Genomic DNA, 26575 nt, shown 5'->3' on the forward strand with positions numbered 1-26575 from the left:
TTTTATGTGAGCACGGTGAGTGACGAATTCAGTCCGCTTTGCAGGATTGGAAGTACACGTCCCCGTCGGGGGAGGTCACGTTCACGCCCGGGGAGCCCGGAGCCCGCGTGGTCGCCGCCGAGGCCGCGATCGTGGTGCAGACCAGCTGGTTGATGGCCTGGTTGGACAGTTTTCGCATACTGAACGGCAGCACGATGGCGGTCGGGGTACCCGAGTGCACCTCGACCCGCCCCACCTCGGGCGGGACGAACGTGGTGAGCCCCTGCGCGGCTTCCCGCTCCGTCGGTCCCTTCAGCAGCAGCGTGACCGCGCCCTCGGGGGAGATGAACCCTTCGCTGGCCCGGGTCACCGGGACGACCCGGCCGTCGGAGACGAAATACAGCGTCAGGCCGCCGAGGACGGCGGGCCCCGAGGTGGCGCGGATCGACGGACCCGGTCCGGCCGGGACGACGCCGGTCGGCTGCACACCGCAGGCCGTCACCAGTGCCGCGGCCGCGAGTGCGGGCAGCAGCCACGTCTTCCTCATCGCGTCCCTCCTTCGGCCCGGTGCGGCAGGCGCAGGACGAACCGGGCGCCGTGCCCGGTGTTGGCCGCCGTGATGTCGCCGCCGTGCAGCCGGGCGTTCTCCAGCGCGATCGCGAGCCCCAGCCCGCTGCCCTCGGAGCGGGCGCGGGCGGTGTCGGCCTTGGTGAACCGGTCGAACACGTGCGGCAGGACCTCGGGGTCGATTCCGGGGCCGTGGTCTTCGACCTCCAGCGTGACGGCCTCGTCGTCGGCGCGCAGGCGGACCTCGACCGGCGCGGCGCCGTGCCGGAGCGCGTTGCCGACGAGGTTGGCCACGATCAGGTCGAGCCGCCGCCGGTCCACCCGGGCGAGGACGCCTTCGGGCAGATCGGTGACCAGGTCTTCGCCGTCACGCCAGCCGCGGGCGTCGAGGCTGTCCCGGATCGCCGTCGCGAGATCCCATTCGTCGAGCGCGAGTTCGGCGCGGCCCGCGTCGAAGCGGGAGATCTCGACCAGGTCCTGGACGAGCCGGGTGAGCCTGCGGGTCTCGCCGGAGACCAGCCGCGCCGCGACGGCGGTGTCCGGTGGCAGTTTCTCGGCGTCCTCGTCCAGGACGTCGGTGACCGCGTTCATCGCCGCGAGCGGGGTGCGGAGTTCGTGCGACACGTCGGCCACGAACCGGCGGGCGTCGGCCTCCATGGCTCTCAGCTCGCCGACCGTGCGTTCCAGCTCCGCGGCCGTGTTGTTGAAGGTGGTGACCAGTTCGGCCAGTTCGTCGGATCCTTTGGCGGGCAGCCGGACGTCGAGCCTGCCCTCGCCGAGCTGGGCGGCGGCGGTGTTGAGCGCCCGGACCGGCCGTAGCACCTGCCGGGCGGCCAGCAAGGCGAGCGCGACGGCCAGCGGCAGCGCGAGCGCGGCCATCCGCCACGCGGACTTCGCCAGTTCCTCGATGGCCTGTTGCTGCTGGACGAGGGAGGTGAGCGAGTACACCTCGACGCCGGTGGCACCCATCGCCCCGTTCGGTTGCCGCGCCAGCACCGGCAGACCGACCAGGAGTTCGGGGACGGGTTCCGGGATGGCATCCCGGTCTCGCCGCTGGAACTGGATGCGGGTGTCGATGGCGACCGTCTTCCGCAGCTCGGCCGAGAAGGTGGACAGGTCCGGGCCGTCGACCGACCGCAGGTCCCGGTAGACCGCGACGGCGTTCAACCGCAGGCTGCCCGCGAAGTCGTTGAGCTGTTCCTGGGTCGGTGGCGTGGACAGCGGGCGGCCGTACGCGGCGACCCGGTCCTTCAGCTGGTTCATCGCCGCGTCTTGGACCGCTTCGAGGATGGCGTTGCGGGCCGAGACGTAACTGGCGCCCGCCGCGGCCGCCGCCCCGATGATCGTCATCGCCGCGAAGGCCAGGATGAGCCGGGGCCGCAGGCCGGAGAGCAGCCTCATGAACGGCCGAACCGGTACCCGAAGCCCCGGACGGTCTGGACGTGATCGGGCTTCGCGGGCACGTCTTCGATCTTCGCGCGCAGCCGCTGGACACAGGCGTCGACCAGCCGGGAGTCGCCGAGATAGTCGTGATCCCACACGGCGGAGAGGATCTGCTGGCGGCTGTAGACCTGGCCGGGCGTCCGCGACAGTTCCAGCAGCAGTTTCAGCTCGGTCGGGGTCAATGAGACCGGCACGCCGTTCTTCGTGACCACCAGTCCGGCGCGGTCGATGACGAGCCCACCGTGCCGCTCGCCGGCCGGGTCCTCGCTCGCGGGTTTCTCGCTCACCGCGCGCCGCAGTACCGCCCGGATCCGGGCGTCGAGCACGCGGGGCTCGATCGGCTTGGTCACGTAGTCGTCGGCGCCCGCCTCCAGCCCGGCCACGATGTCGAAGTCGTCGCTGCGGGCGGTGAGCATGATGATCGGCACCTCGCCCGCCGCGCGGATGCGGCGGCAGGTCTCGAAGCCGTCGATCCCGGGCAGCATCAGGTCGAGTACGACGATGTCGGGCTGGAACACCCGCAGTTTCTCCAGTCCGAGCTCACCGCTCTCGGCGGTGTGGACGGTGTGCGCCTGCCGGCGCAGCGCGAGTTCCAGACCCTCCCGGACGGACGCGTCGTCTTCGATCACAAGGACACTGGCCACGCCGCCATTATTCGGACAACGCCGCGCGGATGCGAGTCGGCTCGATCTTGTAGCAGAACCATGACATTGTCCGGACCTCACCGCGAAACGCCGTGGGGACAGTGGGCTGCATGGCCGTACTCACCCAGGAAGCGAAACCGACCCCCGCCCACCGTCCGCCGCCGGGACGGCACGCCGAGACCAGGCGCACCCTGTCCAGGGCCGCGTTCCAGCTCGTCACCGGACTGGGACTGGCCGCCGCGTTCGTCGTGACCTTCGTCCTCTTCGTGCACACGTCGGCCGGGCAGCTCGCGGAGAACGGAGTCGTCCGCAGCGCGCAGTCCGGCCGGTGGTCCACAATGGACTGGGCGGAACCGTTGCGGGACCAGGACATGGTGCTGGTGATCGGCGCCGCCGTCGTCGGGCTGGTCGTCTTGGCGCTGCTTCGCCGCAAACCCGGCCTTCTCGGCCCCGCGCTGAGCGTCCTCGTGCTCCCGCTCATCGCCGCGCAGTTGCTCAAGCTGTACGTGCTCGACCGCCCCGAATTGCCCGACGGCGGTTACGGTCCCGGGCACAACAGTTTCCCGAGCGGACACGTCAGCGCCGCCATGGCGATTCTGATGGCCCTCGCTTTCGTTCTGCCCCAACGGTTCCGTCCGGCGATCATCGGGGTGGGCGGCGTCGCCGTCGCCTGGGTCGCGTCGTCGACCGTCGCGCTGGGCTGGCACCGGCTGAGTGACACGGCGGGTGCCTGCCTGCTGGGGGCGTCCTTCGCCTGCCTCCTCGCCGCCTGGCTGACCACCCGGCGCCGCGACCTCCGCCGCACCCCCGCCGTTCTGGTGGCCTTGGCCGCGGTGCTGCCGACCGTCATCGTGCTGATCGGGTTCGCCGTACTGCACACCGCGACCGCCGGTGCCGCCCAGTTCGTCGCCGCGCTGGTGCTGGCCGCGCTGGCCGCGGTCGGGATCGTCCTGGCCGCGCTGTGGCCGCTGCGCGGATCCGCGTTCGAACGGCGGGCCGGGGTGGAGACCCGGGTGGTCGACGACCTGCTCGAGACCCGTCTCGTGACCCGCCGCTGACGCTGCCCGAACGCATTTAGTCCTCTAAATGCGTTCGGGTCACTCGCGACGCCAGTCTCCCGCCCGGCTCAGCGGCGACGTGGGCGCCCTCGGCGCGGGAGGTTCGGGCGCGACCGAAGCCGGAGGAGCCACGACGACCCGGTTCCGCCCGCCCCGCTTCGCCGCGTACATGGCCGCGTCCGCCGCGCGGAACAGCTCGCCGTAATCCGTCGAGTGCTCGGGCGAGAGCCCGACGCCGATCGACACCGTGCAGCCGTGGATCGGCCCCACGGCGCGGGGTTCGTTGGTGGCGTGTCCGCTGGCGAGTTCCGTCAGGCCGGTGATCGCGGTCTTCGCGACGGCTACCCGGATCCGCTCGGCGATCCGCATGGCCTCTTCGCGGGTGGTGTCCGGGAGGAGTACCGCGAACTCCTCGCCGCCCCAGCGCCCGACGACGTCGGAGGCTCGCGTGTTCTGCCGCAGTACCGCGCTGACACAGCCGAGCACGATGTCGCCACCGGAATGTCCGTACTTGTCGTTCCATTGCTTGAAGTGGTCGAGGTCCAGCATCAGGAAGGCCGTCGGACGCCGATCGGTCTGGTCTTCGATGAGCCGGAGAGCGGCGGGCGCGTGGAAGGAATCCTCGGTCAGCAGCCCGGTCTTCCGGTCGCGCTGGCTGCGCGCGATCGTGTCCGCCAGCGCCTGCGAGAGCCGGGTCGAGCGCAGCGCGACCCCGATCATCACCAGCGGCACCAGCGCGATGTTGACGGCGCCGAGGATGGTGGTGCACGCGGCGAGCTGCAGCGCGTAGACGAAGTCCGCGTTGTCGGCCCAGCTGCCGATCAGCTTCTGACGGCGCCAGCCACCCCAGGCCAGACCGCGCGCGATGCTGATCAGGAGCGTCTGCGAAGCGAAGTACCAGAGCGCGGCGCCCACGAGCGCGACGGCGGCGAACACGATGTCGCCGGCCTGCTGGGGGAGCGTGCCCGTTTCGAGCCACGTGTGCAGCGAGGTCAGTTCGGTGATCGCGTGCACGCCGAGGATCGACGCGGCATGCGCGGCGGTGGTGAAGAGGAACGTCGTCATCGCCTTGTGCGCGATGGAGTAGCGCTGGACGCGCACCATCAGCAGCAGTGCGAGCGAGTACGCGGGCGGCAGCAGGACGGCCGCGCTGCCCAGCCAGACCGCGGTCTGGTCGATGTGCTCGCCACGCCGGTCGTCGGCGCGCCGCTGTTCTTCGGGATGCTGGGTCTGGACGAGGTACCAGATGGCGCAGCCCGCGATCACGCCGAAGCGCACGAGGTCGGTGGTGGTGGCGGAGGCCTTGGAACCGCTGTAGAGGGCCCAGCCGGACACAGCGAGTTCGGTGCCGAGCATCCAGACGACGGCCGCGGGCGGCAGCCGCCACAGTTCCCAGCCCGCCGGATGTCGCAGGGTGTTCCAGGCACGGCTTCGCAGCCGCCAGACGCGGGCGGCGGCGAGCCCGACGGTGTCCGCGAACCCGCGCACCGAACCGGTCTGCCGGTCCGGGACCACGTCACGGTTCGCGGTCTTCAGTTCCTCCCGTAGCCCGAAGTCGCTGACGAGGGCCACCTCCATCCGTTACACACCGCACCCGCCTCGATCTTGCTGGTCACCACAAGGGGGTGACAGGGGGACCGCGTTGACGATCGCGTGAGACAAGGCAATGCCTGCGTTCGCCGTACGTGATGCCGCCACAAGCTGGCAGGGTGGCTTGTATGCCAGACGCCGCATACGACGCCGCAGCGGGCCCGGTCATGTTCGGCCCGGACTTCGACCGGGATCCCTCGCCCGCCTACGAATGGCTGCGTGCGAACGCCCCGGCGTTCCGCCTTCCGCTGCCGGGCGACACCTGGACCTGGTTGCTGACCCGGCACGCGGACGTCGTCTCCGCGATGGCCGACCCCCGGCTGTCCAAATGCCCGTCCGTGGCCGCGGAGCACTGGCGCAAGGCCAATCTCGGGCTGCCCGCCGACCACCGCCCGACGCTCATCGGGCATATGAACAACGTCGAGGGCGACGAGCACGCGAGGCTGCGGAAGGCCTGTGCCGGCGCGTTCGGGCCGCGACGGCTGCAGCACCTGCGCGACCGCACGCATCAACTGGCGAACGAACTGCTCGACCCGATTTTGGAGCGCGGCGCGGGCGACCTCGTCGAGGATTTCGCCTACCCGCTGGGCATCCGGTCGATCTGCGAGCTGATCGGCATCCCGGACGCCCTCCTGGACCAGGTCCGCCCGCCCGCGCTGGTGGTCGCCGCCGGTGACGTCACCGACATGCCGTCGATGCTGAAGGCGACCGACGAACTGGACGAACTGCTCGCCGACGTCGTCACGCGGAAACGGGCCGAGCCCGGCGCGGACCTGATCAGCGACCTGCTCGCGCAAGAGGCCGCCGGAAAGCTCACCGCGGAAGAGGTCGCCGCGACGGCGTTCCTTTCGCTGATCGCCGGGCACGAGACCACGATCAGCCTCATCGCCTCCACCGCGCTGACCCTCATCACGCATCCGGAGGAGGCGGCCCGCGCCCGCGCCGACGGCTCGCGGCTGACGCTCGTCATCGAGGAGGTCCTGCGCCGCGACACCCCGCTGCAGAACACCAGCTGGCGGTTCGTCACCGAACCGATGGAACTGGCCGGGCAGCGGATGGAGCCCGGCGACCCGATCCTGTTGTCGTTGCTGGCGGCCAATCGTGACCCCGACGTCCACCCCGAACCGCTCGCGTTCCGCCCGGGCGAGCGGCCGGTTCGGCACGTCGCGTTCGGGGTCGGCCCGCATATCTGCATCGGCGCCGCGCTCGCGCGGATGCAGGCGTCCGCGGCGCTGGAGACGTTGTTCGGCCGCGCGCCGTCGATGACGCTGACCGTGCCCGAAGACCGGCTCGTCTGGTGGCCGAGCGCGATCACCCGAGGCCTGCACAACCTGCCGGTGAAGCTTTATTGAGCCGTAAGGCGAATATGGCGTGCGCGGTGCTCGCGAGGACTTCGCCGCGGATGTCACGAGCGGTGGCGCTCGCGTTTAGTCCTCTGAATGCGCCTTGGCGCGGGGGCTTCCAGGGCTGGTGACCCGGTTGTGAGGGGCGTGAGGCAAAGGTGTCGTGGCCGGTATTTCTGCGGTACGTGTTCCCTTGACGCTGGCGGCCGCTGCTCGTGTCGCGAAAGCCACTTTGGGGACACCACATGCGCCGAAAGTGGCTTTCGCGACACAACGCCGCTGCCACCAGCATCGAAGCCTTCAGGGACACGCCACATTTGCCTTACCCAGCTCTAGGTCGTGTCCTGGACGGCGCCTTCGAGCCTGCCGCGCAGCACCCTCGCCTTCCGGTCGTCGAGATCCATGACGAGCTGGAGCGCGTCACGCCACGCCGCCATCGCCGCTTCGGTGTGGCCTTGCGCCGCCAGCGCGCAGCCGCGTTCGTCCAGCGCGTCGGCCTGCCCCCAGACGTCACCGCAGTTGCGGTAGGCGGTCAGCGCCTGCTCGCAGTACTCGAGTGCCTGCGCCAGTTCGCCGAACCGGCGGCAGGTCCTGGCCAGCGGCACCAGCGCGAAACCCATGCCGTGCTGGTCGGCGTCCTTGGCGTAGACGTCGAGGGCGCGACGGCCGTGGTCGAGGGCCAGGTCGCGTTCCCCGAGATCGCGATAGGCCCGGCCGAGGTGGACCCGGGCGGTCGCTTCGCCGAGCTGGTAACCGATCCGGGCGTTCACCGCCACACTCTGCTCGGCCAGCCGCACGGCTTCGGCGTAGTCCTCCCGTTCGTGCGCGATGTTGCCGAGCCCCACCAGCGCCCAGCCGAGGCTCGGGTTCTCGCCGATCTCATCGGAGATGTCGACGGCCTGGCTGTACAGCTCGTGCGCGCGGTCGAGGGCGCCGCGCCGCCGGTGCGCCTCGGCGAGGTTGATCGCCGACCACGCCAGCCCGCCGAGGTCGCCGCCCGCCTTCGCGGACTCGATCGCCACGTCATGGCTGGAGATCCAGGTCTGCCACGGCCTGCCGAGCAGGTGGTAGTCGAACATCTCGACCGGCAGCCGCCAGCCGATCTCGTACAGCCCGTGGTCCAGTGCCAGCCGGGCGACGCCGGTGATGCTCGGCATCTCCGACGCGCACCAGATGTAGGCCTCGTCGAACGTGGCGAACCGCACCGGCACGACGCCTTCGGGGGCGGGGCCGAGGTCGACGTGGTGGTCGCGCGCGGGCGTCAGTGTCCAGCTCGCCGCGTTGGCCGCGTGGAGATACCAGTGGGTGAGCCGGGAAACCGCCGCCTGCCGCTCGGCCCGCCATTGTTCGGCGGCGGCCTCTTCGGCGGCGTAGACGCGGAGCAGGTCATGGAACCGGTAGTACAGCGCGCCGACCTGCTGGACGAGATGCGCCTGGACGAGCTTGTCGACAAGTCGCCGCGCGTCGTGTTCGGGCAGTCCGGCCAGCGCGGCCGCCGCGCCGGCGGTGAAGCGCGGGCCGGGGTGGAGGCCGAGGAGCCGGAACATGCGGGCGGTCTCGGCGTCGAGCGCGCGGTAGGACCAGCTGAAGGCGGCCCGGACCCCGACGGCGTCGTCGTCGACCGCGAGCAGTTCCAGCCGCCGCCCCTCCGCGACGAGTTCGACGGCGAGGTCGCCGACACTCTGGTGGGGGTGGGTGGCGACCCGTTCGGCGGCGATGTTCACCGCCAGCGGCAGCGCCGCGCACAGCCGGACGAGTTCGCCGACGCCTTCGGGATCACCCGCCGCGCGTTCGTCCCCGATGAGCTCGGCCATGAGCCGCGTCGCTTCGAGCTCTTCCAGCGGCTCCAAGGAAACCTGGACCGCGCCGCTGCCGACGACCAGTCCGGAGAGCCGCCGTCTGCTGGTGATCAGCACGGTGGTGTCGGGGGTGCCGGGCAGCACCGGGCGCACCTGATGCGAGTCGAGCGCGTTGTCCAGCACCACGAGTGTGCGCTGGCCGCGCAGCAGACCACGCAGAAGCGCGAGCCGCATGTGTTCCTCGGCCGGAACGCGGTCGGGGCGGACGCCGACACAGCGGAGGAGGTCGTCGAGGATGTCGGCGGGCTGCGCGGGGGAACCCGCCGCGTAGCCGCGTAGATCCGACCAGAGGACGGCGTCGAACTCCTCCTGCCGCCGGTTCGCCCATTTCAGGACCAGCGCGGTCTTGCCGACCCCGGGCGGACCGGCCACGAAGACCACTTTGGCCGGTCCGGTGAGCACTTTTTCGTCGAGCAGGGCGAAGTGTTGCTCACGGCCGACGAAATGGCCCGGCGGGGGCGGAAGGTGAACGTACGGTTCCGCGCGGGCGGCTTCGGCGAGCACGATCAAAGCGCCGCCCGCCTCCAGCGCGCGATCGCAGGCTTCGGCGAATTCCGCGCTCGGCGGGGTGAGCCCGCGTTCCGCCCGGCTGATGAGACTTTTGTCGACGTAGGCGATTTTCTGGAGTTCGCGCAGCGCCAGTCCTTTGGCCTGCCGTCGTTGCCGCAGCGCGCGTCCGAACGCCGACGCCGCCGTCGAAACCGGCCGCGGTTCCGCCCGTGCTTTCCCGGTCTCCCCGGATCTGGCCGAACCGGAATTCTCGGTCACCAGAAGCACCTTTCTCCCTGCTCCGCGGCAGATCGTGCCACAACGGTCCGAAGGCGGGCAGGGCCATCCGCCGATTCCCCGCTGGGCGAAATGGCTCCGCGTGCGACAACCTTCCCATTACCTCGGTCACAACACGGCAACCGGGTCTGTGGAGGAGGAAAGTCTGCCCGCAAACTGAGCGAGAACGCGCCCCGTTCCCCACCGGTGCGCCAGTCGAGAGGGGAGGTGGGTCATGCGCGACCGCGAAATGTGAGCAGGCCCTGTTCCGCCTTGCGTACGACCGGGCGAGTACTGATCTCCTCGTGAGCCGGTCGTGGCCGCCTTCCCGGCGCCCACGACCGTGACCTTTCGGATCATGTAGGACCACTTAACGTCGGTGTAGATCTTTTCACTTGTCCTGATGGGTTCGCCGAGGCAGCTTGAAGAGGTATCGAGCGGCAAGGCGAAAGGACCAACGTGAGCATCGGCGCGCCGGGAACCCTGATCCGGATGGGCGTGCTCGCCCTGTTGTGGGGATCGGGCTTCCTGTAGATCAAGCTCGCGCTGACCGGGCTGCCGCCCGTTCAGCTCACCGTCATCCGCTGCGCCCTCGGCGCGGCGGTCCTTCTCGGACTGGCCCGCTGGGCCGGGCAACGCCTTCCGCGTGGCCGCCGGATCTGGGGCAGGCTTCTCGTCGCCGCCTTCTTCTGCAACGCCTTGCCGTTCGCGTTGTTCAGCATCGGTGAACTGACCGTGGATTCCGGCATCGCCGGGGTGATGAACGCGACGACTCCGTTGTGGTCACTGCTGATCGGCATCGGGATCGGCGGCGAACGCGGGATCACCGCGGTCCGGGTCGCTGGGCTGGTCCTCGGTTTCGCCGGCATCCTGCTGATCTTCGCGCCCTGGCAGAAGAGCGGCGGACTGGTCGGCTGGGGCACGCTGGCCCTGCTCGGTGCCGGAATCAGTTACGCCGTCGCTTTCGCTTACATGGGGCGGAAACTCGTCGGCGAGGGCGGACCGATCGCGATCTCCGCCGCCCAGTTGCTGACCGCCACCGGGCTGAGCGCCCTCGCGCTGCCGTTCGACGTCGCGCCGACGGGGCCGCTGAACGTGACCGCGGTGCTGGCCGTCGTCGTACTCGGGATCTTCGGCACCGGCGTCACCTTCTACCTCAACTACCGGCTCATCGCCGACGAAGGCGCGACCTCCGCGGCGACCGTCGGCTACCTGCTGCCGGTCGTCTCGGTGGCGCTGGGCGCGATCGTGCTCGGTGAGGAACTGGGCCCGCGCGTGCTCGCCGGGATGGCGATAGTGCTGGCCGGCGTCGCGCTGACGCGCTACATGAGGTCTTCGGCGAGTAAGTCCATCAGCAACCCGTCGTGCCAGCCGTCGCCTTCGGTGTCGCGTTCGTAGCGGCGCATCACCCCGACCTCGCGGAAGCCGACGGCCTTGTAGCAGCGGATCGCGGCGTCGTTGTCCACGGCGGGATCGATCACCAGCCGGTGATGTCCGAGATCGTGGACGAGGTGGCGGGCCATCGTGCGGACGGTGTCCTTGCCCAGCCCCCGGCCGTGCGCCGCCGGGTCGAGGAAGAGATCGACCGACGCGTGCCGGTACATCGGGTCCTCCTCCTCGCCGTACTGGACGAGACCTCGGACGATGCCGTCCTCCAGGACGGTGAAGCAGGCCGTCAGCGGATCGTCGAACGGCCAGGTGGGGGAATCGTCGACCGAACCCCAGCGTGCCCTGACCTCGGCTGTGCCGATGATCCGCCGCAGCTCCGGGACGTGGGCTTCGGTGACCGGGGCCAGTGTCACGATCTCCCCGCGCAACTCGGTGGTCAGTTCCCGCTCCGTCCGCTCGTTCGAGTGGCGCCAGTCTAGGGAGAAATCTGCGGGCGCGCCGCCGGAACCGCACGAAAACGGGAGGCCTTCTCAGCCTGGATGAGGTATCAACGAAGACGAAGGGGAGGTGGGTCATGGGGAACCTGCACGAGGAACCGCGCCCGGTCGCCGATCTGGTCGAGGGTGGGGAGACGGCCGTGCGCGCGGCGGTGCTGCGCAAGGCGACCGAAGCGGTGGTCGCGAACGCCCGCGACGCGACCGATTGCCGGATGCTGCTGGAAATGCTCGGATTGCGCGCCGCGCCCGAGAGCCGATCCGGCGAGGAAGCGGCCTGACCTCGTGAGTGGCGATTCGGGTTCTAACCCGAATCGCCACTCACGACCACCCCAGCCCACCCCTCACCGGAAGCCTCAAGCCAGGAAGTTCGTGAAGGCCTCCTTCCCTACCCTGAAAGTAGGGAAGGAGGCCTTCACGGACACGCCACGTTGACTTACCCCTCGATGACCGTCATTACTGGCGCTTAGCGTCGCGGCAGTACGCAGAACTCGTTGCCTTCCGGGTCGGTCATGACCACCCAGTCGTCGCCCTCGGGGTCGTCGACGATCTTGGCGCCGAGTGACACCAGCCTGGCGACCTCTTCGCGTTGCTCGAGTTCGGTGGGGGCGAGGTCGAGATGCAGCCGGTTCTTGCCGGCCTTCTCCTCGGGCACCGGCTGGAAGAGCAGGCTCGGCTCGTCCTGGCTTTTCAACTCGACGTAGGTCAGTCCGTGGCTGTCCTTCCAGCGCTTGGTTTCGGGATAGCCGAGCGCCTCCTTCCAGAACGCGGCCAGTGCTTCGGCCTCGCGGCAGTCGACGGTGACGGCGAGCATCCGGGTTCGCATGGTTCCACCGTGCCACCAGACGGCGAGGTTTGCCGGATGCGCATGCGGGCATCCGGCGGTCAGCAGGGGCCACTTCGCCGAAGGGAGCACCATGAAGGCCGTCACCTGGCACGGGAAGCGCGATGTCCGGGTGGACACCGTGCCGGATCCGAAGCTGCTCGAACCGACCGACGCCATCGTCCGCATCACCTCGACCGGGATCTGCGGGTCCGACCTGCACCTCTACGAGGTCCTCGGTGCCTTCATCGACGAAGGCGACATCCTGGGACACGAGCCGATGGGCGTGGTCGAAGAGGTCGGAGCCCAGGTGACCGGCCTCAAACCCGGCGACCGCGTCGTGGTGCCCTTCAACATCTCCTGCGGCCACTGCTTCATGTGCGACCGCGGCCTGCAGTCGCAATGCGAGACCACGCAGGTCACCGAGCGCGGCAAGGGCGCGGCGCTGCTCGGCTACACCAAGCTCTACGGCCAGGTCCCGGGCGGCCAGGCCGAATATCTGCGTGTCCCGCAGGCGCAGTACGGCCCGATCAAGGTGCCGGAGGGCCCGCCGGACGAGCGCTTCGTGTACCTGTCCGACGTCGTGCCGACGGCCTGGCAGGCGGTCGAATACGCGAACATCCCCGAGGGTGGCACGGTCGTGGTCTTCGGGCTCGGCCCGATCGGCCAGTTCTGCTGCCGGATCGCGAAGCACCGGGGCGCGGGCAAGGTCATCGGTATCGACCTCGTGCCTGAACGGCTCGCGAAGGCGGCCGCGGCCGGTGTCGTCACCTATGACACGCGCGAACACAAGTACATCGGCGACGTCATCCGCGAAGCCACTGGTGGCAGGGGAGCGGACTCGGTGATCGACGCCGTCGGCATGGAGGCGCACGGCGCCCCGGTCGGGCGGCTCGCGCAGAACCTCGTCGGGCTCCTGCCCGATCCGATCGGCGCGAAGATCACCGAGAAGGCCGCGATCGACCGGCTCAGCGTGGTGTACGCGGCCATCGACGGCGTCCGGCGCGGCGGCACGATCTCGCTGAGCGGCGTCTACGGCGGCATGGTCGACCCGCTGCCGATGATGGAACTGTTCGACAAGCAGATCACGCTGCGGATGGGCCAGGCCAACGTCCGGCGCTGGATCGACGACATCATGCCGCTCATCACCGACGACGCCGACCCGCTTGGCGTCGAGGGTTTCGCGACGCACAAGCTGCCGCTCGCGGAAGCGCCGCACGCCTACGAGATTTTCCAGAAAAAGCAGGACGGCGCGGTCAAGATCCTCTTGGAGCCTTCGGCTGCTTGAGGTGTCGGGCCGCGCACAGCGGGTATCCGACAGCCGCAGATCCTCACGAAGGGAGTCAACGATGACTACGGCACGGGACATCATGACGGCGGACGTGACCTGTGTATCCGGTTCCGAAACCATCCTCGACGCGGCCAAGAAGATGGCCTCCGAGTCGGTCGGCGCGCTACCGATCTGCGGGGAGGACGGCAAGCTCCAGGGCATGTTGAGCGACCGCGACATCGTGGTGAAGGTGCTCGCCGAAGGCAAGGACCCCCGGGCGTTGCACGCTTCGGAACTGGCGCAGGGCGAGGCGGTGACCATCGGCGCGGACGACGACGCCGAAGAGATCATGCGCACCATGGCGAACCACCGGGTCCGGCGGCTGCCGGTGATCGACGGGCACAAGCTGGTCGGGATCGTCGCGCAGGCCGACGTGGCCAGGGCACTGCCCAACCCGGACAGCGGCGAACTGGTCGAGGCGCTGTCCTACGATTGAGTGAGTAGTTATCGAAAAAGGCCCGCTCGTGCGGGCCTTTTTCGGGTTCTGGCACGCTTGGCCGCGTGGCTTTCTTCGACATCGACGGGTACGAGCCCGTATGGCTCTCCGGGCTGAGCACCATCCGGCAGGCCCACGGGGACCGGCTGCGCGGCCTGGTGGGGCGCAGACTCCGGCATGTCCACCTGACCTGGTTCGTCGAATACGACGAGTGGCTCGAGGACGCGCCGGTCGTGGTGGACTTCGGCGACGAGCGACTCGAGATCAGGCACTTCAAATTCGACGATCTTTCGCTCACCTGGAACACGATCGACCCCTACGGCAAGGCGAACTGGCTCTGGGGCGATCCGGCGGAGCCCAATCCGCTCCGGTGGCGGCACGACGTCCACCCCGAACTGTCCGCTCTGGAGGGACAGGAACTCCTGGACGTCGAACTCCTCGAGAGCGTGACCCGCGACATGGCCGGGGGCATGGTCGCGCTGGGTTTCGTCTTCCCACACGGCCGGTTCACCGTCTTCAACGCGCTGGACGAGAACGGGCTCGAATTCACCGAACCCGACTCGGACTTCCGCAGGCATTCCCTGGCCCGCTGACCTGGTGGTGTTCCCGACACTCTCCGTGCGGTCGAAGCATGGGCGGACCTGATCGACTCTGTGCCAAGGTGAGGGAGAACAACCCTTGAGCCCAGGTGGTGTACCCCGGATGGCACTGAAGATCGGTTACAAGGCGTCGGCCGAGCAGTTCGGCCCGCGCGACCTCGTCGAGTACTCCGTGCTCGCCGAGCAGGTCGGACTGGACAGCGTGATGGTCAGCGACCATTTCCAGCCCTGGCGGCATCAGGGCGGCCACGCGCCGTTCTCGTTCGCGTGGATGGCCGCGGTCGGTGAACGCACCGAACGGGTGGTCCTCGGCACCAGCGTGCTGACCGCGACGTTCCGCTACAACCCGGCCGTGGTGGCGCAGGCGTTCGGCACCCTCGGCAGCCTGTACCCGGGCCGGGTCCTGCTCGGCGTCGGCAGCGGCGAGGCGCTCAACGAGGTCGCGGTGGCCCGGATCGAGTGGCCAGCGTTCAAGGAGCGGTTCGCGCGGCTGCGCGAGGCGATCGACCTGATGCGGAAACTGTGGTCCGAGGAGCGCGTGACCTTCGAGGGCGAGTACTACCAGACCACCGACGCGACCGTGTACGACCGCCCCGAGGGCGGGGTGCCGATCTACATCGCGGCGGGTGGTCCGGTGATGGCGAAGTACGTCGGCAAGCAGGGCGACGGCTTCATCTGCACCAGCGGCAAGGGCATGGAGCTCTACACCGGGAAGCTGCTCCCGGCGGTCGCGGAAGGCGCGGAGCAGGTCGGCCGGAGCACCGGCGACATCGACAAGATGATCGAGATCAAACTGTCCTACGACCCGGATCCGGCGCAGGCGCTGGAGAACACCCGGTTCTGGGCGCCGCTTTCGCTCACCCCGGAGCAGAAGGCCGGCATCGAGGACCCGGCGGAGATGGAGAAGGCCGCCGACGCGCTGCCGATCGAGCAGGTCGCCCGCCGCTGGATCGTCACCTCCGACCCGGCCGACGCCGTCGAGCAAATCAAGCCGTACGTCGAGGCCGGGTTCGACCACCTCGTCTTCCACGGCCCCGGCCACGACCAGGAGCGGTTCCTGCGCTCGTTCTCCGAGCAGGTCGTCCCCGGGCTGCGCGAACTCGGCTGAACCGGAACGGGTGGCGGTGCCCGGCGGCGCCGCTGCCCGTCCTCCCGGCTCAGGACTCGGTGACGAGCTTGCCGATCTCCTGGTCGAAGTCGAACCATTCGGGCTCGGAACCGGCGGGCACCACGTCGTAGGTGCGGTCGAGGAATTCGGCCAGTTCTTGCGCCGGGGCTTCGAGGACCGCGCAGCCGTCGGGCGCGCTGAGCGCGAAAATCACGATCGAGGCGTCGTCGGCCGGGCTGATGATCACATCGCCTTCACCTGATGGGGTGAGGAGGCCGTCCGCGAGCAGATCGCGGCCGAACATCCAGCGGACCGTCCCGCCGCCCGAGTGGTAGGCCACCACGACGGCGTAGGGATCTTCGGGGTCGTACTCGACATCGGCCCGGACGGGGACGGGGTCCGCACCGAAAGTGCGCAGACCGAAGACGATCGTCCCCCGGATGAGGTCGTTTTCCTTGTCCAACTCTTCAGCCCCTTACGTTCGGTTGCTGTTGATCTTCAGTCATGGATAACGCAATGTGAAGCCTTTTCGTGACCCCAGTCGACAACTTTCACACGTTCGGCTGAGAGCTGTGTCTCATGTGCTCACAGACGGTCTTCGCCGGCCACGTGCGGTGAGCGAGCCGGAAATGCGATCAGCCGTGCAAAAGAAGGAGATTCCGCACGTGCATATTCCGGTGAATGAAAACAGCACCACCATTCGGCGGATGGTTTCGATATTTACAGTGGTTAACATCATCTTGCGTCGTTCGTGAAAATTCCAGGGACCGGCGTGGCTCCGTCCTGGACCTCGACGAGCTTTGATCGTTGTGGATTGGGAAGGACCTCTCAAATGGGCGTGCGAATCACCGTCGTCATTCCCGAAGAAGACCGTCGGCGGCGCGACGCCGTTTACGGCCATCGGCCGCCGGTGCCGCGGGATCACGTCCCGGACCCGGTCCGGTCCGGTCGCGATACCGCGCCGGCGGTGCCGCGCGCCCAAGGGCGGCGCCGTGATTGACCGGCTCCCGATGCGGGTCGGGCATTCCGACATCGACCGGCTCGAAGGTGTCATCGCGGCACTTCGGGCGCGCGACTACCGGGAAGGCGGCGGGGCCTGCCGGGAACTGCTGCGGGTTCTGGAACCCTACGGTGCGGCGCTGCGGCGGGGCATCATGTCCGCGGCACTGTCCCGGCGGCTGGCGGGCGTGGTGGCGGATCTGCACAACCTGGTCGGCTGGACGGAATTCGACTCCGGCAGGCCGGTCAGGGCGGAGCGGCATTTCCGCCGCGCCCTCGAACTGGCGGCGGAGGCGCGCAACGACGATCTCGTCGCCAACATCCATTACCGGCTCGGCCGGATGTATCTGCATCACCGCTCCCCGATCGAGGCGCTGGAACAATTCGAGCGAGGACAACTCGCGGCACGCCGGGCGGGAACGCCGTTGTCGCAGGCGATCCTGTCGGCGAACGAGGCGTGGGCCTACGCGCTGCTCGGCGATGTCCGTCAAGCACTGGACAAGCTTTCCCTTGCCCCGGAACAGTTCGCCAGTTGTTCGACGGAGGCCGTCCCATCGTGGTCCGCCTTCTTCACCGCCAACGACATGGCCGCGATGGTCGGCACGGTGCGCACCGAACTCGCCAGGCTCGTCGACGTCGTGCACAGCCGGGAGGCCATCCCCGCGCTCACCGAGGCCATCGAGGGCTATGGCCCGGACATGGCGCGCAGCCGGTCGCTGACGATGATCTGGCTCGCCGTCGACCACGCCCTGGAGGGCGACCTCGATCGCGCGGCGGCGGTCGGGCAGGCCGCGATGGAGATCGCGGGCGGAATCCGGTCCGCCCGTACCCGGGATCGTTTGCGGCCGCTCTCGGAATGCGTACGGAAGCGGATGACCGATATTAACGCGCGAGATCTCCTTGACCGGATCGATACATTTCGTGCCAGCGCCTGAGCGTCGGAGAATGGTGGAGGAATGACCGGATCAATTGCGGCGGGCGTAGGCTCGCCGTCATGAAACGGACTTCGTTCGCGCAGTGGCCGTGTTCGATCGCGCGCACCATGGACCTGCTTGGGGACTGGTGGACCCCGCTGGTCCTGCGGGAGACGTTCTACGGGATCCGCAGGTTCGACGAGTTTCAGCAGGAACTCGGGATCGCGCGGAACACCCTCGCCGACCGGCTGCGCCGCCTGGTCGCCGAGGGGTTGCTGGAAAAGCGCGCCTACCAGGCCGACCCGGTCCGCTACGACTACGTGCTGACCGAGAAGGGCGCCGATTTCTACGGCGTGCTCGCCGCGATGTCGCGATGGGGGGATCGCTGGCTCTCCGGTGAGGCGGGGCCGCCGGTCACCCTCCACCACGACACCTGTGGGCACGACACGCACGCGGAGGTCGTCTGCGCGCACTGCGCCGGAGCGCTCACCGCGGAGAACACCAGCGCGAAGCTCGGCCCCGGCTATCCGGCGAAGCTCGCGAACCGTCCCGACGTCGTGCGTCGCTTCACCGCTCAGCAGGTTTGACACCTAAGTCTATCTACGCAACTATCGAGGTCACGAGCACGGAGAGGTGACCACGATGGAGTGGACCGGCGCCAGATACGCGGACAAGCCGACGGTCGAGGTCGAGGTCTGGGTCGACGCCGTACCGGACCGGGTCTGGTCGATCGTCTCGGACGTGCGGCTGATGCCGGAGATGAGCCCGGAACTCCAGTCGGTCGAGTGGTGTGACGGCGTGGACGGTGCCGCCGCCGTCGGCAGGCGGTTCGTCGGGCGCAGCAGGCACGACGCGCTCGGCGAATGGGAGACGACGTCATACGTCGTCGAATGCGAGGCGCCGCGTGTGTTCACCTGGGCGGTTCAGGACCCTGCGACACCGACCGCGCTGTGGCGTTTCACTCTGGAGCCGGAGAACGGCGGGACGAAGCTCCGGCAGTGGATGCGACTCGGGCCGGGGCGTTCGGGTCTTTCGCTGGCGATCGACCAGATGCCGGACAAGGAGGAGAAGATCGTCTTCGTCCGGCTCCGCGAGTTCGAGAACGCGATGACCGGCACCCTCGCCGCGATCAAGGAACGGGCGGAGGCGGCGCACGCGTGATGCGGACGGCGACCACTGTCGAGGCCTCCCGTGGCTGGCGGGAAACGCTGGACTTCGTGCTGGAGGCGGAAAAACTGGGCCTCGACGACTGCTGGGTCGCCGAGGCATGGGGTTCGGACGCGCCGTCCGTCCTCGGCTATCTCGCCGCGCGGACCGAGCGGATCCGGCTCGGCTCGGGGATCATTCAGCTCGGCACCCGGACCCCGGTCGCGATAGCGCAGGCCGCGTTGACCCTCTCGGAGCTTTCCGGCGGCCGGTTCGCCCTCGGGCTCGGCGCTTCGGGGCCACAGGTGATCGAGGGATTGCACGGTGTTTCGTTCGCCCGGCCGCTGACCCGGATGCGGGAGACGGTCGCGGTCATCCGTCAGGCGTTCGCGGGGGAGAAGATCTCGTTCTCCGGCAAGGAATTCGAGATCCCCTTGCCGGGTGAGGCCAAGCCGATGCGGCTGTCGACGGTGCCGAATCCGGACATCCCGATCCACCTCGCCACGCTCTCGCCGAAGCTACTCGAGCTGACCGGCGAGATCGCCGACGGCTGGCTGGGCACCAGCTTCGTTCCGGAAGGGGCGCAGGCCTACTTCTCGCATCTCGACGCGGGCCTCGCGAAGGCAGGCCGGACGCGGGCGGACCTCGAAGTCTGCCAAGGCGCCGAAGTCGCCTTCGCCAGGGACGAGGACGAGTTGCGCGGAATGGTCGCGGGCCGCAAGACCGAACTCGCGTTCAGTCTCGGCGGGATGGGCTCGGCGAAGACGAACTTCTACCACAACGCCTACAGCAGGCAGGGCTGGGCAGAGGCCGCCGCGGCGGTGCGGGAGCGCTGGCAAGCGGGCGACCGGGAAGGCGCCGCCGCGCTGGTGACCGATGAGATGGTGCTCGGCACGACGCTGATCGGCACCGAACCGATGGTGGCCGAACGGCTGCGCGTGTGGCGTGCCGCCGGCGTCGACACGGTCCGGCTGTATCCGGCGGGGGAGACGGTCGCCGACCGGCTGGACACCCTCGGCCGCGCGCTGGAGCTGGTCCGCGCCCCGGGCTGAGAGAGTTCGGCCGAATGTCCGCGCCGGTTGAGGTGACCGGCCGAGCGCGGCGGGTCCCGCCTGCTCCAAGCGGGTAGAACTTGTTTCACTTTTGCCGTCGGCTGGAGAACATGACCTCGCTCGATCCCCACGCGAGGAGGAGTCATGGGTGCCGATTTCCGCCTGTCCCGGCGTCAGGTTCTACGCGGCACAGGGATCGCCCTCGCTTCGGGCTTGCCGCTCGCCGGCACGGCTTCGGCCGCCGCCGCGGTGATCGGCGAGTACGACGTCGTCGTGGTCGGCGCGGGCGCGGCGGGGATGACCGCCGCGCTGACGGCGGCCAACCGCGGGCTCAGCTGTGTCGTGCTGGAGAAGGCGGCGAAGTTCGGCGGCTCGGCGGCCCGGTCGGGGGCGGGGATCTGGATCCCGGGCAACTCGGTGCTGGCCGCGGCCGGTGTCCGCGACACCCCGGAACAGGCCGCGCGGTACTTGGCCGCCGTGGTCGGCCCGTCGATCCCCGCCTCGCGGCAACAGGCCTTCCTGTCCAACGGCCCGGCGATGCTCTCGTTCGTGATGGCCAATAGCCCGCTGCGGTTCCGGTGGATGGAGGGCTACAGCGACTACTACCCGGAATTGCCCGGCGGGATGCCGGAGGGCCGCTCGATCGAACCCGACCAGCTCGACGGGAACATCCTCGGCGCCGAACTGGCCAACCTGAACCCGCCTTATCTCGCCACGCCCGCGGGCATGGTGGTCTTCAGCGCGGACTACAAATGGCTCGCGCTGGCCGCGGTCCACCCGAAGGGCGCCGCCGTGGCCGCCGCCTGCCTCGCGCGCGGCACCGCCGCCGCGCTCGCCGGGCGGAAACCGCTCACCATGGGACAGTCGCTGGCCGCGGGACTGCGGGCCGGTCTGCAGCGGGCAGGCGTCCCGGTGTGGCTGAACACGCCGCTGACCGATCTCGTCATCGAGAACGGGAAGGTCACCGGAGTCACCGTCGCGGCGGGCGTGGTGAAGGCCCGGCGCGGCGTCATCATCGGCTCCGGCGGTTTCGAACACAACGCCGCCATGCGGGCGGAATACCAGCGCCAGCCGATCGGTACACAGTGGACGGTCGGTGCCCGGTCGAACACCGGGGACGGGATCCTGGCGGGGAAACGGGCGGGCGCGGCACTGGGCCTGATGGACGACGCCTGGTGGGGCCCGGCGATCCCGCTACCCGGCGAGCCGTACTTCTGCCTCGCCGAGCGGACGCTGCCCGGCGGGCTCATGGTGGACGGCACGGGCAAGCGGTTCGTCAACGAGGCCGCGCCCTACAGCGACGTCGTGCACACGATGTACGACCGGAACCCGGTGTCGCCCACGATCCCGGCGTGGCTGGTCGTCGACCAGCACTACCGCAACCGGTACCTCTTCCGCGACGTCGCGCCGCTGCTGCCGCTTCCCGATGAGTGGTACTCGGCCGGCGCGGTCAAGAAGGCGTGGACCGTGGAGGCGCTCGGCACCGCGATCGGTGTCCCGCCGCAGGCGTTGCGCGCGACGGTCAACCGGTTCAACGGCCAGGCACTGTCCGGTGTGGACAGTGACTTCCGGCGCGGCGCCAGCGTCTACGACCACTACTACACCGACCCCTACGTCCTGCCGAACTCGTGCCTCGCCCCGCTGTGGGAGCCGCCGTTCTACGCGTTCAAGATCGTCCCCGGTGACCTCGGCACCAAGGGTGGAATGGTGACCGACGCGCGGGCACGGGTGCTGCGTGGCGACGGCTCGGTCATTCCCGGCCTGTACGCCGCGGGGAACGCGAGCGCGGCGGTGATGGGGAACAGTTACGCGGGTGCGGGCTCGACGATCGGCCCGGCGATGACGTTCGGGTATGTCGCGGCGAACGACCTGGCCGGGTGACGCGGTCGTGAGTGGGAGGTCACTCGTCTTCGAAGGGTTTGTGTGATCGAAGCTGCCCGGGGATGAAGGGGACGCCGTCCAGGGTCGAGTCCGTGAACCTGATGTCGCCGCTGAACGTCGCGCCGTCGAAGGTGGTGTAGCTACTGAAAGTCACCTGGTTGAACCACGCGTCTCCGGCGAAGGAGGCTTCGGTGAAATAGGACCGGTGTGCGAATGTCACGCCCGGTAGGTAGGCGTCTTCGAAAAAGGTCGCTTCTTCGAAGTTCGCGTTGCTGGTGAAGGTTGCTTTGCTGAACACCACGCTCCCGGTAAAGGTCGCGCTCTTGAACCGCGCCTTCTCGAGGAACGAGGCGGCGCGGAATGTCGCGGTGCCCTTGAACGACGCCTCGTCGAACCTCACCTCTGCCTCGAACCTGGCCTGGTCGAATCGCACGTTGCCGGTGAACTGAGCCTCTGAGAACCACGTGTCGCCGGTGAACGTGGCCCCGTCGAACCTGGTCTCGCCATCGAACTGGATCCCCATCAGAAGGGTGTCTCCGCAGAACCGTGCCTTGGAGAAGCGGGCATTGTTCAGCCGGCAGTCGCGGAACATCACGTCGATCAGGAGCGCGCCACTGAGATCGAGATCGATGTCCGGCCAGAACCGGGTTCCGTCGCGGTAATGGGGATCGAGGTGATCGGTGAGGATGCGCTGCGCGGTGATCCTGACCTCACGCTCCTGGACGTCACTCTTGTATTCGTCGTGGGCTTCTTTCTTCGCGTCGAAATCGGGAGGCTTGTCGGGAAGTTCGTAGGGCATGCGCAAATAGGCGCTGATGACGTTGATTATGGTCTGGCGTTGCGACGGATTGTCCTGTGCGAGTCGATCAAGCGCATACAATCCGGCGAGCCGGACCGGCGCCTTGTCCGCTCCCAATTGTTCGACCGCCTTGAGGTACAGGTCGCTGATCCGCCGTTCCGCCGCGTCGTGACGGACGTCGTTGTTCGCTTGTTCCCGCAGCATGACGTCATGGCGTTTGTTCGCGAGGTCCTGTTCGGCGGTTTGCTGACGTCGTGCTGCCAGGAGCAGCGCTACCGCACCGCCCGCTCCGAGGACGACCGTTCCGACCGTGCGCACGCCCTCCAATCGTGCTTTGTCGATATCAGTTCCTCGGCCGTAGAGGAAGAGGAGTAGCCAGCAGGCGGCGATGGCGAAGACGAGCAAGGCTCCGGCGCTGATCGCGATGGTGCGGTTCGACAGAGTTCGGTGCGTCGGATCCGCTGCCGATCCGGGTCTGGGACGGAACTTCTCCCTGGGATGGGGACCGTCTGTCATCAAAGCATGATCGCATTCAGCGCCTTGGTTCCGAATCTGACGAACACGTGAAGGTCCCGATCCGTTATCGGACCGGGCTGACCGGGACTTTCGTGCGCCACTGTGTGGATTCCGGGACATCTGACGTCCCGAAATCCCCACAGTGGCTTTGCCCGCGCCTCGCCCGCGGACCGGCTAAGGTGGGGCGTTCGCGTGGCATCAAGGGCTGGGGGGTCCGCCATGGTCGTCAAACGTGCTTACCACCACGGGAACCTTCGTCGTGCGCTCGTGCTGGCCGCACGGGAGGCCCTCGTCGAGCGAGGTCCCGAGGGGGTGAGCTTGCGTGGCACGGTCGCGAAGGTCGGCGCGTCGACGGCGGCGCCGTACCGCCACTTCCGCGACAAGAACGCGCTGCTCGTGGCCGTCGCCCTGGAGGGACACGCCGAATTGCAGGGCTGCCTGCGGGGTTGCGGCGCCGGGACGGTGACCGCGCTCGGGCACTCCTACCTCGGCTTCGCGGTGGAGAATCCCGCGTTGTACCGGCTGATGGCCGGAGCCGGGATCGGTGACCGCGCCGCGTATCCGGAGCTCGCCGAGGCGCACCGGGTGACCTGTGCGGTGCTGGCCGAACGGGTCGGCGAGCGGAACGATCCCGGCGGCTTCGCCGTCACACTCTGGTGCCTGCTCCACGGGCTGGCCACGCTGGTGATCGACGGCCATGTCGAAGCCGGCTCCGCCGTCGCGGAGGCCGAGCGCAGCCTCGCGTTCCTGGCGGGCGCCACGGGGTACCGCGCGGCTGAGTGATCTGGACCACATTGTCTTCGACGATGTCCTGAAACACCCGTCCCGGCAAAGTCAACGATGCTTACATGCAGGGCATGAACGGATACGACTGGGAGCCGCCCACGGCTGCGGAAATGGCAGCCTGGGAGGCGAAGGCCGCGGAATTCGAACGTCTGGCCGCCGAGCACGCCGAAGAACGCTTCTCCGGTCGTTCGGACAGTGGCCTCGTCGAGGCCGAGGTCGACGGCGACGGACGGCTGACCGACCTCGACGTGAGCGCGGAAGCACTACGTCAGGCCTATCCGCAGAACATCGGCCCGGACACGATCGAGGCCATCGCCGCCGCCCGTGCCGCGGCCGCGGCAGCCGGTCGGGAGAAGGCCGCCGGACTCGTCCCGGGGGTGCGCGCGTGAGCCGCAAGAGCAGGCTGGAGAACCTGGTCAGCGAGATCGAGGAGCGCGACGCGGCGCGGTCGCGGGCGCTCGCGGACGCCCGGTCGCAGACCATCGAGGTCGACATCCCCGACGATCTCGGCGTCATCGAGGTCTCCGGCACCGGACGGCTGGAGCGGATCGAACTCGACCTCGACAACCTCCCCTACACCACCGCCCCCGCGTTGAGCGCGAGCCTGCTGGAGGCGATCGTCGCCGCCGAAGAGCACGCGCAGGAACTCAGGCAACAGGCCCTCGCCGCCTCGCGCCCCCGCTGAACGGAGAACTACCTTGGCTCAGATCGAAGGCACCGGCTACTACGTCGTGCCGGACGCCCTCCGCAAGAACACGGAGGCGTGGGAAACCGCGAGCAACGCGTGGAACGAGTTCCTCAAGCTCGGTTCCGACTACGCGGCCATGGCGCCCACCGACATGGGGCTGCTCGGGATGAAGACCGGTTTCCCGCGTGACTACAACGCCGCCCGCGAGACCATCCTGAAGACCACGCGGACCGGGATCGAGCAGATCGAGGACGTCCGCGACAACCTGGACAAGGTCGCCAAGGAGTACGAGAACCGCGACGCCGAGTACTACGAGCAGTTCGGCTACATGGGCGGCGACGACGAAGCGAACCAGCGCTTTTAGGCCTCAGTACTCCCGAGACTTTAAGGAACAGCACAGAGCATGGCGACACGCGAGAAGGCCGAATGGCCGGAGAACAGCGCGAAGAAGGTCCAGAAGACGGCCGAGGAGCACGAGCACCAGGGTGCGCTCGACACTCTGTTCATGATCCGGGACTTCCTCTTCGGCAACGCCGACCGGATGGAGGAGCTGGCCGTGTGGTGGGGCCAAGCCGGGTACATGGTCGACTCGGAGACGGCGATCGACGACTCTCGCAACAACCTCGCCGCGTACTGGCAGGGCGGCGGGTACGACTCGTACAACACCTACGCGATCAACGCGACGAAGCGCATCTCGCGCAACGAAGGCGTGTTCAACGAGATCGCGGGCACGATGGAGAGCTGCATCGACATCGTCTACGAGACCTATGCCGACGCGATCAAGTTCATCAGCGAGTGCGCCAACCAGATCGCGGACGCCACGTCGAACTTCCTCGAAGACCTCATCAACCCGTTCGGCGAGGCGGGGAACATCATCCGGGTGCTCAACGGGTTCGTCCAGGCCATCAGCGACCTGATCGAGGACTCCGTCCGCAAGATGGGCGACCTGCGCCAGATGGGGGTCTTCCTGGCCCGGCAGGCGAACGACTTCAGCGACGTCAAGCCGATGGCCGATCCAGCCGGTAACGCGAATCTTTGGGCCGTCAAGCCGGTACCGAAGGAACCCTCGGCCGCGCAGTGACCGACGATCCGGCCAAGGAAGCCGACGCCGAAAGCCTGCTCGAGAACCCGTGGGATCCGGACACGCTGGCCGCCAAACGCAAGAAGGCGGGCAAGCCCAAGGCCAGGATCAAGGGCGCGGCCAAGCCGGCCGAAGAGGACCCGGAGTTCCGCTTCAAGTTCGGCAAGGCCTGGTAGCGATTCCTTTCCGTGCCGCGGCCGGTCTACCTTCCTGACCAGGAGTGGCGACACGGGAAGGGCGGCTCGTGCGGAAGAGCGCTGTCGAGTTCGAGACGAGCACCGAGGGCTACCGGCGCGAGTTGCTCGCGCACTGCTACCGGATGCTCGGCTCGGCCTCGGACGCCGAAGACCTCGTCCAGGAGACCTACCTGCGGGCCTGGCGCTCCTACGAGGGGTTCGAGGGCCGGTCCTCGGTGCGGTCGTGGCTGTACCGGATCGCGACCAACGCCTGCCTGACCGCGCTCGAACAGCGGGGGAGACGCGCGCTGCCCTCCGGACTCGGCGGGCCGGAGGGCGATCCGGACGCGCCCGCGTTCCTGGATCTGGAAACGTCCTGGCTGCAGCCCCTGCCGGACGCGCTGGTGGTGAACGGTGCCGACGATCCGGCGGCGATCGCGGCGGCGCGGGAGGGTATCCGGCTCGCGGTGATCGCGAGCCTGCAGTACCTGCCCGCGCGGCAGCGGGCGGTGCTGATCCTGCGCGAGGTACTGGCCTTCCCCGCGGCGGAGGTCGCGGATCTGCTCGGGATGACCGTCGCCGCGGTGAAGAGCTCGCTGCAGCGAGCCCGCGCCCGAATCGAAGAGGTGGCACCCGTCGCGGACGACCTGGCCGCGCCCGAAGGGCCGAGAGTCCGCGAGCTGCTCGACCGCTACATCGAAGCCATCGAGAACGCCGACGCCGCGGCGCTGGAACGGCTCCTGCAGGAGGACGTCGTGCTCGAAGCGCCACCTTCGCGGACCTGGTTCGCCGGGCTCAAGACCTGTCTGCCCGCGCTGGCCGACCATGTGCTCGGTGAGCCGGGTGACTGGCGGATGGTGCCCGTCTCCGCGAACGGCCAGCCCGCCGCCGCCGGCTATCAGCGTGACGCCGAGGGTGTGTACCGCGCCTACGGGATCGTGGTGCTGACCGTCCGCGACGGACTGATCGGCCGGATCACCGCGTTCGGTGATCCGGGGCTGATGAAGATGTTCGGTCTCGACGACGTCGTGAGTGTTCCGGGTCGTTATTGAGGGGCAAGGCGAACGTGGGTGCTCTGGCGTTGGCTTTCGCAACACCTCGTCGAGGCTT

At 68.7% G+C, this 26575-nt stretch carries 30 protein-coding genes; 21 read left to right on the forward strand and 9 right to left on the reverse strand.

Annotated features, from left to right (window positions below; translation table 11 throughout):
• Positions 1-28: 28 nt before the first annotated feature.
• From ACZ54P_RS12110 to ACZ54P_RS12120, 3 genes are read right to left on the reverse strand one after another with little or no spacing between them, the layout of a single operon-like run.
• Entirely contained in the window at positions 29-526 is a 498-nt protein-coding gene (locus ACZ54P_RS12110; RefSeq protein WP_465461550.1) for a GerMN domain-containing protein, read from the reverse strand.
• Positions 523-1947: an ATP-binding protein gene (locus ACZ54P_RS12115; protein ID WP_465461551.1), complete on the reverse strand. Its 1425-nt coding sequence runs from the start codon at positions 1945-1947 to the stop codon at positions 523-525. The genes ACZ54P_RS12110 and ACZ54P_RS12115 overlap by 4 nt, the downstream gene beginning before the upstream one ends.
• Positions 1944-2633: a response regulator gene (locus tag ACZ54P_RS12120; RefSeq protein WP_465461552.1), complete on the reverse strand. Its 690-nt coding sequence runs from the start codon at positions 2631-2633 to the stop codon at positions 1944-1946. The genes ACZ54P_RS12115 and ACZ54P_RS12120 overlap by 4 nt, the downstream gene beginning before the upstream one ends.
• Before the next feature lie 110 nt (positions 2634-2743).
• Between ACZ54P_RS12120 and ACZ54P_RS12125 the strand changes: the two genes are divergently transcribed.
• Positions 2744-3691, forward strand: a complete 948-nt coding sequence (locus ACZ54P_RS12125; RefSeq protein ID WP_465461553.1) for a phosphatase PAP2 family protein — start codon at positions 2744-2746, stop codon at positions 3689-3691.
• Between the two features lie 39 nt (positions 3692-3730).
• Here the strand turns inward: ACZ54P_RS12125 and ACZ54P_RS12130 are convergent, their stop codons facing one another.
• Positions 3731-5269 (reverse strand): GGDEF domain-containing protein, encoded by a 1539-nt coding sequence (locus ACZ54P_RS12130; RefSeq protein ID WP_465461554.1) that lies wholly within the window; start codon positions 5267-5269, stop codon positions 3731-3733.
• Between the two features lie 140 nt (positions 5270-5409).
• Here ACZ54P_RS12130 and ACZ54P_RS12135 point away from each other — a divergent pair, with 140 nt between their 5' ends.
• Positions 5410-6633, forward strand: coding sequence for a cytochrome P450 (locus ACZ54P_RS12135; protein ID WP_465461555.1), 1224 nt, complete (start codon positions 5410-5412; stop codon positions 6631-6633).
• Positions 6634-6956: 323 nt separating this feature from the next.
• Here the strand turns inward: ACZ54P_RS12135 and ACZ54P_RS12140 are convergent, their stop codons facing one another.
• A complete protein-coding gene (locus tag ACZ54P_RS12140; protein WP_465461556.1) occupies positions 6957-9251 on the reverse strand; it encodes a tetratricopeptide repeat protein in 2295 nt (764 codons plus the stop codon).
• A gap of 531 nt (positions 9252-9782) precedes the next feature.
• Here ACZ54P_RS12140 and ACZ54P_RS12145 point away from each other — a divergent pair.
• A complete protein-coding gene (locus tag ACZ54P_RS12145) occupies positions 9783-10646 on the forward strand; it encodes a DMT family transporter (RefSeq protein WP_465461788.1) in 864 nt (287 codons plus the stop codon).
• Here the strand turns inward: ACZ54P_RS12145 and ACZ54P_RS12150 are convergent.
• Complete coding sequence (locus tag ACZ54P_RS12150; RefSeq protein WP_465461557.1) at positions 10571-11050, reverse strand: GNAT family N-acetyltransferase; 480 nt, start codon at positions 11048-11050, stop codon at positions 10571-10573. The two genes, ACZ54P_RS12145 and ACZ54P_RS12150, sit on opposite strands and share 76 nt — an antisense overlap.
• A 161-nt stretch (positions 11051-11211) precedes the next feature.
• Between ACZ54P_RS12150 and ACZ54P_RS12155 the strand changes: the two genes are divergently transcribed.
• The gene (locus ACZ54P_RS12155; protein ID WP_465461558.1) at positions 11212-11412 is read left to right on the forward strand and encodes a hypothetical protein; all 201 of its coding nucleotides are present in this window, start codon (positions 11212-11214) and stop codon (positions 11410-11412) included.
• A gap of 185 nt (positions 11413-11597) precedes the next feature.
• Here ACZ54P_RS12155 and ACZ54P_RS12160 read toward each other — a convergent pair whose 3' ends face one another.
• Entirely contained in the window at positions 11598-11957 is a 360-nt protein-coding gene (locus ACZ54P_RS12160; protein WP_465461559.1) for a VOC family protein, read from the reverse strand.
• Between the two features lie 91 nt (positions 11958-12048).
• Here ACZ54P_RS12160 and ACZ54P_RS12165 point away from each other — a divergent pair, with 91 nt between their 5' ends.
• The 4 genes from ACZ54P_RS12165 (at position 12049) to fgd (ending at position 15427) form a co-directional block, all read left to right on the forward strand.
• Positions 12049-13242 carry a zinc-dependent alcohol dehydrogenase gene (locus ACZ54P_RS12165; RefSeq protein WP_465461560.1) on the forward strand — a complete coding sequence of 398 codons (1194 nt, stop codon included), beginning with the start codon at positions 12049-12051 and terminating at the stop codon, positions 13240-13242.
• A gap of 61 nt (positions 13243-13303) precedes the next feature.
• Positions 13304-13720 (forward strand): CBS domain-containing protein, encoded by a 417-nt coding sequence (locus tag ACZ54P_RS12170; protein ID WP_465461561.1) that lies wholly within the window; start codon positions 13304-13306, stop codon positions 13718-13720.
• A 65-nt stretch (positions 13721-13785) separates the two neighbouring features.
• Positions 13786-14313: a hypothetical protein gene (locus ACZ54P_RS12175; RefSeq protein ID WP_465461562.1), complete on the forward strand. Its 528-nt coding sequence runs from the start codon at positions 13786-13788 to the stop codon at positions 14311-14313.
• 109 nt (positions 14314-14422) lie between these two features.
• Entirely contained in the window at positions 14423-15427 is a 1005-nt protein-coding gene (gene fgd, locus ACZ54P_RS12180) for a glucose-6-phosphate dehydrogenase (coenzyme-F420) (protein WP_465461563.1), read from the forward strand.
• A gap of 49 nt (positions 15428-15476) precedes the next feature.
• Here fgd and ACZ54P_RS12185 read toward each other — a convergent pair whose 3' ends face one another.
• Positions 15477-15890 (reverse strand): SsgA family sporulation/cell division regulator, encoded by a 414-nt coding sequence (locus tag ACZ54P_RS12185; RefSeq protein ID WP_465461564.1) that lies wholly within the window; start codon positions 15888-15890, stop codon positions 15477-15479.
• Between the two features lie 369 nt (positions 15891-16259).
• Between ACZ54P_RS12185 and ACZ54P_RS12190 the strand changes: the two genes are divergently transcribed.
• The 6 genes from ACZ54P_RS12190 (at position 16260) to kstD (ending at position 21419) form a co-directional block, all read left to right on the forward strand.
• Complete coding sequence (locus ACZ54P_RS12190; protein ID WP_465461565.1) at positions 16260-16427, forward strand: hypothetical protein; 168 nt, start codon at positions 16260-16262, stop codon at positions 16425-16427.
• A gap of 10 nt (positions 16428-16437) precedes the next feature.
• The gene (locus ACZ54P_RS12195; RefSeq protein WP_465461789.1) at positions 16438-17361 is read left to right on the forward strand and encodes a tetratricopeptide repeat protein; all 924 of its coding nucleotides are present in this window, start codon (positions 16438-16440) and stop codon (positions 17359-17361) included.
• Positions 17362-17420: 59 nt separating this feature from the next.
• Entirely contained in the window at positions 17421-17927 is a 507-nt protein-coding gene (locus ACZ54P_RS12200) for a winged helix-turn-helix transcriptional regulator (protein ID WP_465461566.1), read from the forward strand.
• 55 nt (positions 17928-17982) lie between these two features.
• Positions 17983-18501: an SRPBCC family protein gene (locus ACZ54P_RS12205; protein ID WP_465461567.1), complete on the forward strand. Its 519-nt coding sequence runs from the start codon at positions 17983-17985 to the stop codon at positions 18499-18501.
• Positions 18501-19538, forward strand: coding sequence for an LLM class flavin-dependent oxidoreductase (locus ACZ54P_RS12210; protein WP_465461790.1), 1038 nt, complete (start codon positions 18501-18503; stop codon positions 19536-19538). Before ACZ54P_RS12205 ends, ACZ54P_RS12210 begins: the two co-directional genes overlap by 1 nt.
• A gap of 144 nt (positions 19539-19682) precedes the next feature.
• On the forward strand, positions 19683-21419 hold the full coding sequence (kstD, locus tag ACZ54P_RS12215) for a 3-oxosteroid 1-dehydrogenase (protein ID WP_465461568.1): 1737 nt from the start codon (positions 19683-19685) through the stop codon (positions 21417-21419).
• 19 nt (positions 21420-21438) lie between these two features.
• On the opposite strand, the gene ACZ54P_RS12220 is transcribed toward kstD, so the two are convergent.
• Positions 21439-22734, reverse strand: coding sequence for a pentapeptide repeat-containing protein (locus ACZ54P_RS12220; protein ID WP_465461569.1), 1296 nt, complete (start codon positions 22732-22734; stop codon positions 21439-21441).
• Between the two features lie 219 nt (positions 22735-22953).
• Between ACZ54P_RS12220 and ACZ54P_RS12225 the strand changes: the two genes are divergently transcribed.
• The 7 genes from ACZ54P_RS12225 (at position 22954) to ACZ54P_RS12255 (ending at position 26517) form a co-directional block, all read left to right on the forward strand.
• On the forward strand, positions 22954-23517 hold the full coding sequence (locus tag ACZ54P_RS12225; RefSeq protein ID WP_465461570.1) for a TetR/AcrR family transcriptional regulator: 564 nt from the start codon (positions 22954-22956) through the stop codon (positions 23515-23517).
• Between the two features lie 74 nt (positions 23518-23591).
• Positions 23592-23909 (forward strand): YbaB/EbfC family nucleoid-associated protein, encoded by a 318-nt coding sequence (locus tag ACZ54P_RS12230; protein WP_061981128.1) that lies wholly within the window; start codon positions 23592-23594, stop codon positions 23907-23909.
• Positions 23906-24205, forward strand: coding sequence for a hypothetical protein (locus tag ACZ54P_RS12235; RefSeq protein WP_061980837.1), 300 nt, complete (start codon positions 23906-23908; stop codon positions 24203-24205). Before ACZ54P_RS12230 ends, ACZ54P_RS12235 begins: the two co-directional genes overlap by 4 nt.
• A gap of 13 nt (positions 24206-24218) precedes the next feature.
• Positions 24219-24572: a hypothetical protein gene (locus ACZ54P_RS12240; RefSeq protein ID WP_465461571.1), complete on the forward strand. Its 354-nt coding sequence runs from the start codon at positions 24219-24221 to the stop codon at positions 24570-24572.
• Positions 24573-24611: 39 nt separating this feature from the next.
• The gene (locus ACZ54P_RS12245) at positions 24612-25289 is read left to right on the forward strand and encodes a hypothetical protein (protein ID WP_465461572.1); all 678 of its coding nucleotides are present in this window, start codon (positions 24612-24614) and stop codon (positions 25287-25289) included.
• Positions 25286-25465, forward strand: coding sequence for a hypothetical protein (locus tag ACZ54P_RS12250; protein ID WP_465461573.1), 180 nt, complete (start codon positions 25286-25288; stop codon positions 25463-25465). Before ACZ54P_RS12245 ends, ACZ54P_RS12250 begins: the two co-directional genes overlap by 4 nt.
• 68 nt (positions 25466-25533) lie before the next feature.
• The gene (locus ACZ54P_RS12255; protein WP_465461574.1) at positions 25534-26517 is read left to right on the forward strand and encodes a sigma-70 family RNA polymerase sigma factor; all 984 of its coding nucleotides are present in this window, start codon (positions 25534-25536) and stop codon (positions 26515-26517) included.
• Positions 26518-26575 lie beyond the last annotated feature (58 nt).

This window comes from Amycolatopsis sp. NPDC034160 (genome assembly GCF_055575355.1).